12 protein-coding genes are annotated in these 14,752 nt (G+C 63.7%); 6 read left to right on the top strand and 6 right to left on the bottom strand.

Annotated elements, in window-relative coordinates:
- The first annotated feature begins 12 nt into the window (after positions 1 to 12).
- From PanNE5_RS02155 to PanNE5_RS02135, 5 genes are all read left to right on the top strand, one after another.
- A complete protein-coding gene (locus tag PanNE5_RS02155) occupies positions 13 to 435 on the top strand; it encodes a response regulator (RefSeq protein WP_017235276.1) in 423 nt (140 codons plus the stop codon).
- A gap of 158 nt (positions 436 to 593) precedes the next feature.
- Positions 594 to 1,628, top strand: a complete 1,035-nt coding sequence (locus PanNE5_RS02150) for a methionine ABC transporter ATP-binding protein (RefSeq protein WP_261939141.1) — start codon at positions 594 to 596, stop codon at positions 1,626 to 1,628.
- The gene (locus PanNE5_RS02145; protein ID WP_017235278.1) at positions 1,618 to 2,271 is read left to right on the top strand and encodes a methionine ABC transporter permease; all 654 of its coding nucleotides are present in this window, start codon (positions 1,618 to 1,620) and stop codon (positions 2,269 to 2,271) included. The genes PanNE5_RS02150 and PanNE5_RS02145 overlap by 11 nt, the downstream gene beginning before the upstream one ends.
- Before the next feature lie 57 nt (positions 2,272 to 2,328).
- A complete protein-coding gene (locus PanNE5_RS02140; RefSeq protein ID WP_017235279.1) occupies positions 2,329 to 3,141 on the top strand; it encodes a MetQ/NlpA family ABC transporter substrate-binding protein in 813 nt (270 codons plus the stop codon).
- A gap of 420 nt (positions 3,142 to 3,561) precedes the next feature.
- Positions 3,562 to 5,454, top strand: a complete 1,893-nt coding sequence (locus PanNE5_RS02135; protein WP_261939140.1) for an EAL domain-containing protein — start codon at positions 3,562 to 3,564, stop codon at positions 5,452 to 5,454.
- Positions 5,455 to 5,548: 94 nt separating this feature from the next.
- On the opposite strand, the gene PanNE5_RS02130 is transcribed toward PanNE5_RS02135, so the two are convergent.
- Both PanNE5_RS02130 and PanNE5_RS02125 read right to left on the bottom strand, forming a co-directional pair.
- Positions 5,549 to 7,165 carry an APC family permease gene (locus tag PanNE5_RS02130; RefSeq protein WP_017235281.1) on the bottom strand — a complete coding sequence of 539 codons (1,617 nt, stop codon included), beginning with the start codon at positions 7,163 to 7,165 and terminating at the stop codon, positions 5,549 to 5,551.
- 536 nt (positions 7,166 to 7,701) lie between these two features.
- Entirely contained in the window at positions 7,702 to 9,252 is a 1,551-nt protein-coding gene (locus tag PanNE5_RS02125; protein ID WP_261939139.1) for a UbiD family decarboxylase, read from the bottom strand.
- Positions 9,253 to 9,822: 570 nt separating this feature from the next.
- Between PanNE5_RS02125 and PanNE5_RS02120 the strand changes: the two genes are divergently transcribed.
- Positions 9,823 to 10,866 carry a lytic transglycosylase domain-containing protein gene (locus PanNE5_RS02120; RefSeq protein ID WP_051060320.1) on the top strand — a complete coding sequence of 348 codons (1,044 nt, stop codon included), beginning with the start codon at positions 9,823 to 9,825 and terminating at the stop codon, positions 10,864 to 10,866.
- 172 nt (positions 10,867 to 11,038) lie between these two features.
- On the opposite strand, the gene PanNE5_RS02115 is transcribed toward PanNE5_RS02120, so the two are convergent.
- The 4 genes from PanNE5_RS02115 to ribBA all read right to left on the bottom strand — a co-directional run bounded on the left by PanNE5_RS02115 (position 11,039) and on the right by ribBA (position 14,611).
- The gene (locus PanNE5_RS02115) at positions 11,039 to 12,244 is read right to left on the bottom strand and encodes a pyridoxal phosphate-dependent aminotransferase (protein WP_017235284.1); all 1,206 of its coding nucleotides are present in this window, start codon (positions 12,242 to 12,244) and stop codon (positions 11,039 to 11,041) included.
- 146 nt (positions 12,245 to 12,390) lie between these two features.
- On the bottom strand, positions 12,391 to 12,843 hold the full coding sequence (gene nusB / locus PanNE5_RS02110; RefSeq protein WP_017235285.1) for a transcription antitermination factor NusB: 453 nt from the start codon (positions 12,841 to 12,843) through the stop codon (positions 12,391 to 12,393).
- The gene (gene ribH / locus PanNE5_RS02105; RefSeq protein ID WP_017235286.1) at positions 12,843 to 13,358 is read right to left on the bottom strand and encodes a 6,7-dimethyl-8-ribityllumazine synthase; all 516 of its coding nucleotides are present in this window, start codon (positions 13,356 to 13,358) and stop codon (positions 12,843 to 12,845) included. Before ribH ends, nusB begins: the two co-directional genes overlap by 1 nt.
- Before the next feature lie 131 nt (positions 13,359 to 13,489).
- A complete protein-coding gene (gene ribBA / locus PanNE5_RS02100) occupies positions 13,490 to 14,611 on the bottom strand; it encodes a bifunctional 3,4-dihydroxy-2-butanone-4-phosphate synthase/GTP cyclohydrolase II (RefSeq protein WP_017235287.1) in 1,122 nt (373 codons plus the stop codon).
- Positions 14,612 to 14,752: the final 141 nt, after the last annotated feature.

Raw genomic sequence — 14,752 nt, 5'->3', positions numbered from 1 at the left:
AGCGAGGTTGTCATGCCAACCGGGAACGCGGCAACGCATACGGGGTCCGGTTTGCCCCTCAAGGTGCTCTTGATCGAAGACTCGGCGGTCATCCGCGAGAGCCTGTCCGAAGCGCTCGGTTCGACCGGGATGCTCCAGGTGACAGGCGTGGCGGAGACGGCCGACGACGCGGTCCGCACACTCCAGGAAGATTCGTTCGACGCGGTGATCGTCGATATTCAACTGCGACGCGGCTCGGGCATGGACGTGCTCTCCTACCTGCACGACGCGGGACTGCTGCCCCAACTGATGGCCATCGTGCTCACGAACTATGCATTGGCCACGTACCGCAAGCGTTGCCAGCAACTGGGTGTGCAGTACTTCTTCGACAAATCGCTCGAATTTGACCGCGTGATCGAAGTGCTCGACGACTTCGCCTCTCGCAGACAAGCGTGATCGCCGTCAGGTTCAGTCGAAATCCGATATAAGGAGATCAAGTTTTATTATTTTCATCTATTTAGATGCATGGGCTAGAATGTTGTCTTTGCACTGAATATCGAGTCAAGGCGGCGGCACTGCGGGCGGTTTCAGCAGTGGGGCTGCTATTTTTTTGCATGATCGAACTCCAGAACATTACCCAGCGTTTCGCTGGGCCCAAGGGGCCGATCGACGCGCTTTCCAACATCAGCCTGTCGATCGAGCGCGGCGAAGTCTTCGGCATCATTGGCCGCAGCGGCGCCGGCAAGAGCACGCTCGTGCGTGTCATCAATCTGCTCAATCGTCCGAGCGACGGCAGCGTGCGCGTCGACGGGCAGGACCTCACGTCGCTGTCGTCCGACGCGCTGCGTCAGGCGCGCCGCCGCATCGGCATGATCTTCCAGCACTTCAATCTGCTCAACTCGCGCACCGTCTACGAGAATGTGGCGTTGCCGCTGGAGTTGGCGGGTCTGTCGGCGGCGGAGATTCGCGCGAAGATCCTGCCGCTGCTCGAACTCGTCGGTCTGACGGCACAAAAGGATCGTTATCCGTCGCAGATTTCCGGTGGCCAGAAGCAGCGGGTGGGCATTGCCCGCGCGCTGGCGAGCGAGCCGCAGGTGCTGCTCTCGGATGAAGCGACGTCGGCGCTCGATCCCGAAACGACGCGCTCGATTCTCGAGTTGCTCAAGCGCATCAATCGCGAGCTGGGCCTGACCATTGTGCTGATTACACACCAGATGGAAGTCATCAAGCAGGTGTGCGACCGCGTCGCCGTGCTCGATGCCGGCCGTGTGGTCGAGCAGGGCCGTGTCATCGACGTGTTCTTGCGCCCGCGTCACGACGTCACGCGTGCGCTTATCGGCGACGTGATTTCGCAGGAGCTGCCCGCGGGCGTTCGCGAGCGTGTCGCGTCGCGCATCGGCAACGGTCACGATCACCTGTATCGTCTGGCGTTCTCCGGCGCAGGCGTCGATCAGCCGCTGCTCTCCGAGGCGATTCGTCGCTACGAACTCGATTTCAACATCCTGCACGGCCAGATCGACGAGATCCAGGGGCAGGCGTTCGGATCGCTCGCCGTGCTGGCGGGCGGCACCCCGGCCCGGGTGGCCGAAGCCATGGCGTTCCTCGCCAGTCAAGGTGTTGTCGTTGAGGAGCTGAGCCATGTGGAGTGAAATGTTCGATCTCTTCGTCTCCTCCTTCTGGGAGACGCTCATCATGGTCGGGATTTCCGGCCTGATCGGTGCCGTGGTCGGCGTGCCGCTTGGCGTGCTGCTCTATCTGACGGATCGCAACGGCGTGTTGCAAAACCTGCCGACCAATCGTGTCGTCGGCATCCTCGTCAACGCGGTGCGCTCGACACCGTTCATCATCCTGCTCGTCGCGGTGATCCCGTTCACGCGTCTGATTGTCGGCTCATCCATCGGCACGATGGCGGCCGTGGTGCCGCTCACCATCGCCGCCGCGCCGTTCGTCGCGCGCCTGGTGGAGACGGCCCTGCGCGAGGTCGACCGTGGCCTGATCGAGGCGGCGCAGTCGATGGGCGCGACCACCGGCCAGATCGTCACCAAGGTGTTGCTGCCCGAGGCCTTGCCGGGCATCGTGGCCGGTCTGACGATCACGTTCGTCAGTCTGGTCGGCTATTCGGCAATGGCCGGCGCCATCGGCGGCGGCGGTCTGGGCGACCTGGGCATCCGATACGGCTATCAGCGCTTCCTGCCCGAAGTGATGATTACCGTCGTGCTGATCCTGATCGTCTTCGTGCAGTTGGTACAGACGTTCGGCGACTGGCTGGTGCGTCGCCTGAGCCATAAGTAACATCTCATATAACAACGTCGCCGGCGCACCGGCACATCACACACACGAGGTTTTTCCATGCAACGTCGCACGCTTTTCAAACTGCTGGCCGGTGTCGGTGCCGCTACGGTTTTCGCCACGCAATTCGCCGCGTCGGCGGTTGCCGCCGATGTCGTCAATCTGAAGATCGGTGTCACGGGCGGCCCGCACGCGCAGATCTTCGACGAAGTGAAGAAGGTCGCGGCCAAAGACGGTCTGAATATCAAGGTCATCGAGTTCAGCGATTATGTGCAACCGAACGCCGCGCTGTCGTCGGGCGACCTGGACGCGAACAGCTACCAGCACCAGCCGTACCTCGACGCCCAGGTGAAGGACCGTGGCTACAAGCTTGAGTCGATCGCCAAGACCGTGATCTTCCCGATGGGCATCTATTCCAAGAAGATCAAGTCGCTGGCCGATCTGAAGGCCGGCGACAAGGTGTCGCTGCCGAACGACCCGACCAACGGCGGCCGTGCCCTGCTGTTGCTGCAGAAGCAGGGCCTGCTCAAGCTGCGTGCCGACGCCGGTCTGAAGGCGACGCCGCTCGACGTGGTCGATAACCCAAAGAAGCTGAAGTTCGTCGAGCTGGACGCCGCACAACTGCCGCGCTCGCTCGACGATGTGGCGGTGGCCGTCATCAACACGAACTTTGCGATGGAAGCCGGTCTGAACCCGAAGCGTGATTCGATTGCCATCGAAGACGCCAACGGCCCGTACGCCAACGTGTTGGTCATTCGCACGGCCGACAAGAACAAGCCCTGGGTGGCCAAGCTGATCAAGGCTTACCATTCGCCGGAAGTGAAGGCCTTCATCGAGAAGAAGTTCGGCGGCTCGGTGGTCACCGCCTGGTAAGTTCGGGAGGGCGCGCCGGTCGGCGGCACCCTCGCGAAGCAACGGCAACGCTTTGCGGCGTTGCCGTTTTTTTTCGTCTCCGCGCCGGAGGAATGCCGGGCGCACGCGATGGATATCCAGGGTGTTCGACGGTGGGGGTTTCGCCGTCTCGGCGTGTGTGGCAAATCCGACACTGTCACAGATTTGTCAAACAACGGCGATAGCCTGAGGGCAAGTAAAAGACGGTGCCTGCGGGCACCGTCAACAGACGCGGATACGGGCCATAGAGCAGCTACCGCAAGCGAAGCACGGGGAACGGGTGAAACGCTTCATCGAAGCGCAGCGCGCCTTCGATGGGTATGGACGCGCCCGGCACATGCCCGCACAACGCAATGCGATTTGCATGATGGCGGCGCACCGCACCGACCTACGGAGTTCCCGTTGAACCTTCCCCCGCCTGTCGCGATACGTCCGCCGGAGCGCTTTGCCGCGCCTGGAACACTGCACGATGCGATATCGACGTCCGTCGCGGCGTCAGTGCCCGATGCGGAACCCGACGAGGCCGCATGGCTCGCCGAGCTGTGCGAGGGTATCGGTCTGACCTGCGTGTTCCAGCCGATTCTCGACTTTCGCACGTCGGGCGTTGCCGGCTACGAGGGGCTGGTGCGGGGGCCCGCCGGCACGGCGATCCATTCGCCGCTGGCGCTGTTCGCCGCCGCGCGTCGCCACGGTCTGCTCGCGCCGCTCGAACTGGCTTGCCGTCGCACGGTGCTGCGTGGCTTCGTCGAGCAGGACCTGCCGGAACGCCTCTTCCTGAACATCGGTCCGGTCACTCGAGCGCACCCGGTCGGCGGCGTGAGCGAATCGCTGGGTCTCGACGAAACGTTTGCCATGCTCCAGCCGCTGCGCCTCGCCCCCGAGCGTGTCGTGCTCGAACTCACGGAGCATGCGCCTGCGCTGGATCTGGCAAGCACGCGCGCTTCGCTCACGGCGTATCGCGCGCTGGGTTTCGAAGTGGCGCTCGACGATATGGGCGAGGGCTATGCGAGCCTGCGGCTGTGGTCCGAGCTGCGGCCCGATTACGTCAAGATTGACCGGCATTTCGTCGACGGCATCGACACCGACACCGTCAAACTCCAGTTCGTGCGGTCGATGCGCCAGATCGCGGAGGCGAGCGGCACGCGGGTCATCGCGGAGGGCATCGAGCACGCCGAGGAACTGCAGGTCGTGCGCGATCTCGGCATCTTCCTCGGTCAGGGGTATTTCATCGCGCGCCCGGAAGCGAAGCCGCAACGGGCGATCACGGCCCACGTGCGGGCGGTTGTCAACGAGCGCCGCGCCTATGTACATCAACAACCGAGTCAACTCGGTGCGGGCAATGTGACGCTGGAGCGAATCGCGTCGTATGTGCAGCCAGTCTCACCGGAGATCCGCAGCGAAGATGTCGTGGCGCGTTTCGAGAGCGATGCGACGCTCGACGTGCTGCCGGTGGTCGAGCATGACCGTGCCGTGGGATTGATCGGACGCGCGTCGCTGATCGGCCGGTTCGCTCGGCCTTTTACGCGTGAACTCTACGGACGCAAGCCTTGCTCGGCCGTGATGGAGCCGCGCCCGCTCACATTCGACAAGAGCGCGCGCATTGAGGATCTGAGCCGCATGATTGCCGAAGGCGCCAGCCGGCAAATCGCGGGCGGTTTGATCGTCACCGATCAAGGGCGATATCTGGGCGTGGCGCAGGGCCACGCGCTGATGCGTCACATCACCGATATGCAGCTCGACGCGGCGCGGTACGCCAACCCGCTCACGCTGCTGCCGGGCAACGTGCCGATCGACGACTACATGGATCGCATGATCGGTGAGCGGCAGTCGTTCTTCGCCTGCTATGTCGATCTCGATAACTTCAAGCCGTTCAACGACGTGTTCGGCTACCGGCGCGGCGACGACCTGATCCAACTGGTCGCGCGCGTGCTCATGGCGGTGCGCAACCCTGAGCGCGACTTCCTTGGTCACATCGGTGGCGACGACTTTCTGGTGGTGTTTCGCAGCCCCGATTGGGAGGCGCGTTGCCGCGAGGCGCTCAGGCGCTTCGGCGAGGCCGTGACGGAATACTTCCATCCGGATCAGATCGCGGCGGGCGGGTTCGAAGCGGAAGATCGTCGCGGCATGATCATCTTTCACCCGATCACGAGCTTGTCGATCGGCGTGGTGGCGGTCACGCCGGAGAGCTTTCCCTCGCACGTGGAAGTCTCGGCCGCGGCCGCCGACGCCAAGAAGATGGCCAAGCGCGCGCTCGGCAACAGCCTGTTCGTCGAGCGTAGGCGCGCCCACCGGTGAGCGTGCCCGGCATGCCGCACATGACGTAAAAAAAGCCCGCCGCAAATGCATTGCAGGCGGGCTTTTCCGTCGGCGCTGCCGATGTTCGGAGCGCTTAGTGCGAGAGCGCGGGCATGCCTTCCATGCTGGCGACGTCTTCTTCACGCTCACCCGCCAGGTACGGCGTACGCCAGCCGGCCTTCACGCCCCAGTGATAGAACGCAAGCGACATGGCGGCCACAATCACCATATCCCAGCCATACGGCAGCAGGCCAAGACCGCCGAACTCCTTGCTGCCGATATACGAGCACAGCGCCATCGCCGGCAGGTAGCCGATCAGCCACCACGATGCCTTGAGGTCACGGCCGAAACCCTGCCACCGATCCTTCGCCTGATAGTAGAAGTAGACGGGCAACGCCACGATCACCAGTACGATGATCTGGCCCGTGAGCGGCCAGCGAGCCCAGTAAAGAATCAGCGACGCGCACACGAAGGCGAACGGTGCGATCAGTGACAGGCCTCGCAGGCGCAGTGGACGGTGCAGCTCGGGGGCCGAGCGACGCAGCGCCATCACGCTGATCGGGCCCGTCAGGTACGAGATCACGGTCGCGACCGAGATCACGGCGGCCAGCGAGTCCCAGCCGCGGAAGAAGAACATGAAGATGAACGAGATCGCCAGGTTAAACCACATCGCCGGGCGCGGCACGCCATACAGCGGATGCACGTGACCGAGGATCGCGGGCAATGTGCGGTTGCGCTCCATCGCGTAGATCATGCGGCTCGTGGTGGCCATATAGGTGGTGCCGGTGCCGCTCGGGCTCAGGAAAGCATCGAAATACAGCACGATGGCCAGCCAGTTCAGGCCGAGTGCGATCGCCAATTCCGCGAACGGCGAGCTGAAGCTCACCATGTGCCAGCCGCCGGCCAGCTGTTCGGGGGAGAGCGCACCGATGTAGGCCACTTGCAGCAGCAGGTAAATGACGGTGGCGAGCAGGATCGAGCCGACCACCGCGAACGGGATGCTGCGCCCCGGGTCGCGTGCTTCGCCCGCGAGGTTCACCGGACTTTGGAAGCCATTGAACGCGAACACGATGCCCGACGTGGCGACGGCGGTGAACACCGCCGACATGCCGTTCGGCGCGAAACCGCCGTGCTCCGCCACGTTGAAGTTGCCCGGGTGGAAGCCCGCGATCATCAGGCCGGCAATGGTCAATGCCGGAATGGCGAACTTGAACAACGTGATGGCCGTGTTGGCGCGCGCGAACAGTTTCACGCCCCAGTAGTTGAGCATGAAGTAGCCGATCACGAGCAGCGCGGAGAGCATGAGGCCGCTCGTGCTGAGCGTGCCGTCGACAAACAGGGCGTGCGTCCAGTCGTACGGCCACGTACTCATATACTGAATCGATGCTTCGGCCTCGATCGGAATAACCGAGACGATGGCAATCCAGTTGGCCCACGCGGCGATGAAGCCGACGAGGCTGCCGTGCGAATAACGCGAGTAGCGGACCATGCCGCCTGACTCGGGGAACATCGCGCCGAGTTCGGCGTAAGTGAGCGCGATGGCCAGGATGACGACGGCGCCGATGAGCCACGCGAAAAGGGCGGCGGGGCCGGCGATCTTGGCGGCCTTCCAGGCACCGAACAACCAGCCGGAGCCGATGATCGAGCCAAGACCGGTCAACATCAGGGCGAAGGGCCCGATGTTACGCATGAGGGGTTGATTGTTATCCATTCGATGTCTTCTCCACGCCCGGGGGGGGCAGGCACCGGTCCCGATGAGGGCGGGCGGTACGCTGCGCGAGGGCGGACAAATTTCCCGCAGGCCGGTCGCCGTCAGCACGGGCCTGACGGTTCGGGGGCGGCGCTGGCGGGGCGCGACTTCTGACTTCTGCTACTGAGTTTCGCGAATATCGAACGATTTCCACGTCGCGGCGTACTTGCGAGCGCGGCTACCCCGAATTGGGGTCGGAGTTCCCATTCGCGAAAAAAAGCGCGATTCTACCCGAGGGAATGGCGTTGTGTGGGACTTTGTGACACTTTCGCGATGGGATCGGGTTCGCCGACATCAGGTCGAAATGCGCGCAAGCCAGTCAGCATGCGGATCTCAGGGGGCGGGAAAGCCCTTATTACAGATTATTAAAGGGTCAGATGAATATCGGACCCGAATGAGGCGCGAATTCGCCACTGGGCACGGCGCGGTGTGATGTCGCTGTCAGATGCCGGGGGAGGGGGTAGGACGCTCGGTGCGCCCCGGCCCCCGGACCGTGCTTACAAGCCGAGATCCGCGTATAGGGTAGCCATACGCGCATCGATGTCGGCGGTCATTTCGATGGGGCGTCCCCATTCGCGCGACGTTTCGCCGGGCCATTTGTTGGTCGCGTCGATCCCCATCTTCGAGCCCAGTCCTGCCGTGGGCGACGCGAAATCGAGATAGTCGATGGGGGTCTGGTCGACGAGCGTCGTATCCCGGGTCGGATCGACGCGCGTGGTGATGGCCCAGATGACTTCCTTCCAATCCCGGATATCGACGTCCTCGTCGACCACGACGATGAACTTCGTATACATGAATTGCCGCAGGAAACTCCAGACGCCGAACATCACGCGCTTGGCATGCCCCGGATACGCCTTCTTCATCTGCACGATGGCCATTCGGTAGCTACAGCCTTCCGGAGGCAGATAGAAATCCGTGATCTCGGGGAATTGCTTCTGCAGCAGCGGCACGAAGACTTCGTTGAGCGCGACGCCGAGCACGGCCGGCTCATCGGGCGGTTTGCCCGTGTAGGTGGAGTGATAGACCGCGTTACGGCGCAGGGTAATGCGCTCGATCGTGAACACCGGGAACCACTCCTGCTCGTTGTAGTAGCCGGTGTGATCGCCGTAGGGGCCTTCGAGCGCATGGGCGTAACCCGCTGTCGCGCCGCGCGACGGCGGCGGCGGTGCGCCATCGGGTGCGCGCGGCGGTGTCGCGGCGGGGTAAATGAAGCCTTCGAGCACGATCTCGGCACGTGCGGGAACGCGCAGCGACTCCAATCCCGGTGTCAAACACTTGGCCAGCTCAGTGCGGCTGCCGCGCAGCAAGCCCGCAAACTGATACTCGGACAGCGAATCGGGCACGGGGGTGACGGCGCCGAGCATCGTCGCCGGATCGGCGCCCAGTGCGACGGCCATCGGAAAAGGCTTGCCGGGGTTCGCCTGTGCGAACTCGCGGAAGTCGAGCGCACCGCCCCGGTGGGCGAGCCAGCGCATGATGACCTGGTTGCGTCCGATGACCTGTTGGCGGTAGATGCCGAGATTCTGGCGTTTGCGATGCGGCCCTTTGGTAATGACCAGGCCCCACGTGATGAGCGGGGCGGCATCGCCGGGCCAACAGGTCTGAATCGGCAGCCGCGCGAGGTCGACATCGTCGCCCTCCCAGACGATCTCCTGACACACCGGGCTGCCGACTTCCTTGGGCGCCATGTCCCAAACGGCCTTGGCCATGCCCAGCAGCTTGCCCGCATCCTTGAGCCCGCGTGGCGGTTCGGGTTCTTTGAGCGTCGAGAGCAGGCGACCGATATCGCGCAACGAACCGAGCGCGTTCTCGCCTTTATCGACGCCCATGCCGAGCGCCACTCGTTCAGGGGTGCCAAACAAGTTGGCCAGCACGGGCATGTCGTAACCGGTCGGCCGCGCAAACCACAGCGCCGGGCCGGCCGCTTTGAGGACGCGGTCGGCGAGCGCCGTCATCTCCAGCACCGGCGATACCGGCACGTCTATGCGACGAAGCTGGCCGGATCGCTCCAGTTGCGCGGTGAAGTCACGAAGATCGACATATTTCATGAAACAAACCGTTACCAAAAATTTTTACGGAATTCATACGGCCGGTGAAAACGGCCGTTTGAATTCCAGGAAAGTCGGAGTGACACCCTTGTAAACGCGGGGTTTAGGCAGGGCATTTTACCGGTCAAGGTGTCCAGACGTCACGGCAAAACAGCTGTTACAAATTACTTTTGGTAATGTTCTGTCGTGATAATAGTATTGACTGTTTATATATGGCTGCTACAATCCGCCCGTTGAATCCAAAAAGGCGGCTTTGAAGACGGGTAGGCCGACCCGCTCAAGCTTAGCGACAACTACAACATTGACGTGGATTTTCAGTCGCTGGTTTTCTCACCGAGGTCGGGAAACCAGTGTTTTAGGAAGCAGCGCGGGCAATAGCTCGTCAGCGCCAGAGACCTGAACAGGTCGGCGTGCTGCGGCGGTAGTGGCATCGTCCAAGACACACACGATGCCCCGCCTTGTTCCCTATGCCGTAAATGAGCGTTACACGGGATGCCTGGCGGGCATCGCGGCTCATTTCCATACGCCCCGGGGCCACCCCGTGGTGACGGCGTAACCGGAGTACGTAGTATGAAGAAGTCTGGTTTATCACCCTGGCTACTGGCCGTGATCCGTGCGCTCGGCGCGCGAGGTACGGCAACGGTAGCCTTGGCTCGTCGCGATTGGCGTCGCCTCGCATGGCACGGCGGTCGTGTTGGACTCTATACGTCCAGCGCGGTGGGCCTGGTTGCCGTGGTCGGCACGCTGGCGCTGTGGGCGCAGCCGACGTGGCGCGCCGATCTGGCGTCGCAAGTCGGTCCGCTGCTCGAGGCCGCCACGGGATCCGCCCATGCGGCCGATCCGGGCGGCAACGGCGCTGTGGTCGCTGAGCGCTCGCCGTCGGACGCGTCGATGATGGCGCAAGCGGCGCAGCACGTGCCGTCGGCCGCCGTGCTCGCGGCCTATATTCCGAATCAGCGTGTGGCCGCCGATGCGCGCGCCACCAAGCCGCTGGACTCGCGCGAGCAAATCGCCGTCGCCGACTATCTGGCACGTCGCTATCGCGTGGCCGGAGACGTCACGGGCAACCTCGTGCGCGCGGCGTACTCGACCGGCAAGGAAGTCGGCCTCGATCCGCTGCTGCTGCTGGCTGTGATGGCCATCGAGTCGGGCTTCAACCCGTACGCCGAAAGTACCGTGGGTGCGCAGGGCCTCATGCAGGTGATGTCGAAGGTGCATCGTGACAAGCTTGAGTACTTCGGCGGTCCCGAGGCGGCCCTGCACCCCATTGCCAACATCAAGGTGGGTGCGCTGATCCTGAAGGAATGTATCGCCAGCGGCGGCTCGCTCGCTGGTGGTCTGCGCCGCTATGTGGGGTCGACCAGCGCAGGCGACGGTGGATACGGTGCCAAGGTACTCGCCGAGCGCGATCGACTGCGTAGCGTTGCCATGGGACACAAGGTCTCGCCGAACGCGCCGCAAGCGCCGGTTATCGTCAGCTCGGCCAAGCCTGTGGCGAAACCGGTCTCGGCTGGCAAGTCGGGCGAACCGACGGATTCGGTGGCGACGCCGGCGGCCTCGGTGGGCAAGGCGGCCGCCAAGTCGCTCGAAGCGGACGACAGCACCGCCGCCTGATCGGCCATCGGCGGCGTGGTGTGCCTGGGCCGGTGCATCGTTTTTCCCGTCGAGCCGTCGGCACGCGACGGTTCTCTATAGAGAGCGCCATCGCGGCCCAAGAAAAAACCCATCGAAGTGATTCGATGGGTTTTTTTGTTTCTGCGTCCCGAATACGGGGCTGGCCGGCGACTCAGCCGGCAGCGAACACCCGTTCGATGCGGTCCATCGCCTCGTGCAATTGATCGAGCGACGTGGCATATGACAATCGGATGTAGCGGCGCGGCTCGGAAAAACCAAAATCGAGTCCCGGCACGAGCACGACGTCGGCTTGTTGCAAGAGAGACTGCGTGAGGCGGTCGCTGTCGGCGGCGTCCGGATGCGATACGCCGGTGCAGTCCGCGTAGACGTAAAACGCGCCGTCAGGCATCACGGGCACCTGGAAGCCAAGGCGCTCGAGCGCCGGCACGATGTAGTCGCGTCGCTCACGGAAGGCATTCTTGCGCGCCTCGAAGATCGCCATCGTTTCCGGTTGGAAGCAGGCCGTCGCCGCGTGTTGCGCCACGGCGGAGGGGCAGATGAACAGATTCTGCGCGAGCTTCTCGAACGTCGACACCATCGACGGCGGCACGACCAGCCAACCAAGGCGCCAGCCTGTCATATTGAAGTACTTCGAGAAGCTGCTCACGACCAGAACGTCGTCGCCGAAGGTCAGCGCCGTGGTGGGCTGGCTGTCGTAGGACAGGCCCTGATAGATCTCGTCGACAAGCGTGAAGCCGCCGCGCGCGCGCACGGCTTTGACGATGCGGGCCAATTCCGCCGTCTCGATGGACGTGCCCGTTGGATTCGACGGCGAGGCGAGGAGCACCCCTTTCGTCGCCGCGCCCCAATGGGATTCGATGCGCTCGGCCGTCAACTGGAAGCGCTCCGCGGGGCCCGAGGGGATCAACACGGGTTTTCCGTCGAACGTGGAGACGAAATGGCGGTTGCACGGATAGCAGGGATCCGGCATGAGCACTTCGTCGCCCACGCCGACCAGCGCGGCACACGCCAACACGAGGGCGGCCGATGCACCGGCCGTCACGACGATACGCGACGGTTCGACCTCCACGCCGTAAAAGCTACGGTAATAACCGGCGATGGCCTCCCGCAGGGCTGGGATGCCCATCGCCCCCGTGTATTGGGTTCGCCCGTCACGCATAGCCTTCACCGCCGCCTCGATCACTGCCTCGGGGGCCGTGAAGTCCGGCTCGCCGATGCCCATGTGAATGACGCGATGCCCCGCCTTTTCGCGCAGCGCAGCCTGCTTGGCCAGCTCCATGACGTGAAACGGGGCGATGTCGTCGACACGTTGCGCCAGCTTCAGTGCGGCGGGGGCGAGGTCGGGCGTTCGATCCATGATGTCGGGGGGGAGACAGGAAGGAGAAGGTGGGGGACTTGCGGGGCGAACGCTACGGGGCGATTGCCCCGTTCGGCGTGCACGCGACGCGGGAGGAATCGTCAGGCCGGCCGGCCTGCGATACCTTGCGCAGCCCTCGCGTAGGGCTATGCGCTTTTGCCGCGACCGCCATTGCGATTCGCGGCGACTTCGTCTGGCCGCACTTCCGCGGCCAACTTGTCGAGGACGCCATTCACGTAGCGAAAGCCTTCGACACCGCCAAAGGTCTTGGCGAGTTCGACCGCCTCGTTGATGACCACGCGGTACGGAATGTCCAGGTGGTGAATCAGTTCGTAGGCACCAATGACCAGCACGCCATGCTCGACCGGCGACAGTTCGGCGGCCGGGCGGTCGAGGTAGGGCTGGAGTTGCTGCGACAAGGCGTCCGCCTCACGGATGCTGCCGTGCAACAGGGCATCCAGGTGCGTGCGGTCGGCCTTGTCGTAGCCGGGGGTGGTGCGCAGATGCGCATCGATCTCACCCGCGTGGTCGCGCGAGAGCAGCCATTGATACAACCCTTGCAACGCAAATTCGCGCGCGCGGCGGCGAGCACTCTTCATTACCGATTTTCCTCTTCTTCGTCTTCGTCTTCGTCCAATCCGTCGTCGCCACCGAGCATGTCGATCGCTTCGAGCAGATTGGCCATTTCCACCGCCACGCGGGCGGCGTCGCGGCCCTTTTCGGCGGCGCGCGCTTCGGCCTGTTCGTCGTTCTCGGTCGTGAGCACCGCATTGGCGATGGGAATGCCGAAGTCGAGACCAATACGCGAAATGCCGGCACCGCTCTCGTTCGAGACCAGTTCGAAGTGATATGTCTCGCCGCGAATGACTGCGCCGAGCGCGATCAGCGCGTCGAACTGGCCGCATTCGGCCATCTTCTGCAATGCCAGCGGAATTTCCAATGCGCCGGGCACCGTGACGAGCAGCACGTCGTCGCCATCGACGCCGAGGCGATCGAGTTCGGCCACGGCAGCGGCGCGAAGTGCCGTGCAAACGGCGTCGTTGAATCGTGCTTGCACAATGCCTATGCGCAGGCCTTCACCGTCGAGTTCGGGCTGATATTGTCCGATGTCCATAATGGGCTTCCTCTAAAAAAGTACCGTCCAGGCGGTGCGGCCAACGTTGTGCCGGCATGCCCGAGACAGGCATGGCTCGGCAAGGTGATGCCCCGCTGCCACTGGCGGGCGGGCCATCGATACAAGACTATTCAGGCGCCCGGTGCGCCGGGCATCGGCTGGAAGCCGGTGACCTCCAGGCCATAACCTGCCATGTTGGGGATTTTGCGCGGGCTCGAGAGCACCCGCATTTTACCGACGCCCAGCTCGCGCAAGATTTGCGCGCCAACGCCGTGCGTGCGGAAGTCCACAGGGCGGCGCTTGGCGCGCGCCGCCTGCTCGGTTTCGTCGAGCGCTTCGAACTGATTGAACAGATGCTCGGGCGTCTCCACGCAGTTCAGCAGCACGACAACCCCTTTGTCCGCCTCGGCAATCGCTTGCATCGCGCCCGCGAGGGTCCAGGAGTGGGTCGACACGCCGGTCTCGAGCAGATCGAGCACCGAGAGCGGTTCGTGCACGCGCACGAGCGTTTCGTCGGCTGGGTTCGGAACCCCGCGCACCAGCGCGAGGTGCGGATTGCCGCTCGGCTTGTCGCGGTAAAGCGTGGCCTGGAACGGGCCCCAGGCCGTTTGCATTTCGCGCGTGGCGACCGTCTCGATCATCGATTCGGTGCGGCTGCGGTAGTGGATCAGATCGACGATCGTACCGATCTTGATGTTGTGCTGCTCGGCGAACTCCAGCAACTGCGGCAGGCGTGCCATCGTGCCGTCGTCGTTCATGATTTCGCAGATGACGGCGGCGGGCGTGAGGCCGGCCATGGCCGTCAGGTCGCAACCGGCTTCGGTGTGACCGGCGCGCACCAAGACGCCGCCGGGCTGCGCCATGATCGGGAACACATGACCCGGCTGGACGATGTCCTCCGGACGCGCGTCGCGGCCAATGGCCGTCTGCACCGTGTGGGCGCGATCCGCTGCCGAGATGCCCGTGGTGACGCCTTCGGCCGCTTCGATCGACAGCGTGAACGCGGTGCCGTACTGGGTCCCGTTGCGGTAGGTCATCAGCGGCAGGTTGAGCTGCTTGCAACGCGCCTGCGTGAGCGTGAGGCAAATCAGGCCGCGGCCGTATTTGGCCATGAAGTTGATGGCTTCAGGCGTCGCGAACTCGGCCGCCATGACCAGGTCGCCTTCGTTTTCGCGGTCTTCCTCGTCGACGAGGACAACCATGCGGCCGGCCTTCAGCTCGGCAATGATTTCTTCTGTAGTGGCCAACGGCATAGCGGACAACGCGGGGCGGAATTTGGAAAGGCTCTATTCTACGCCAAGCGGGTGTCCGTCTGCGTCCGAATCTCGCAAGTGCGCGAATCCGGATCGGGTGGGGCCAGTGAACCGCGTGACGTGCCAATCCGGGCGACGTCG

The sequence above is a fragment of the Pandoraea sp. NE5 genome (assembly GCF_024363545.1).
GTDB classification, from domain to species: Bacteria; Pseudomonadota; Gammaproteobacteria; order Burkholderiales; family Burkholderiaceae; genus Pandoraea; species Pandoraea cepalis.
This window is presented reverse-complemented; position numbering and strand designations above follow the sequence as displayed.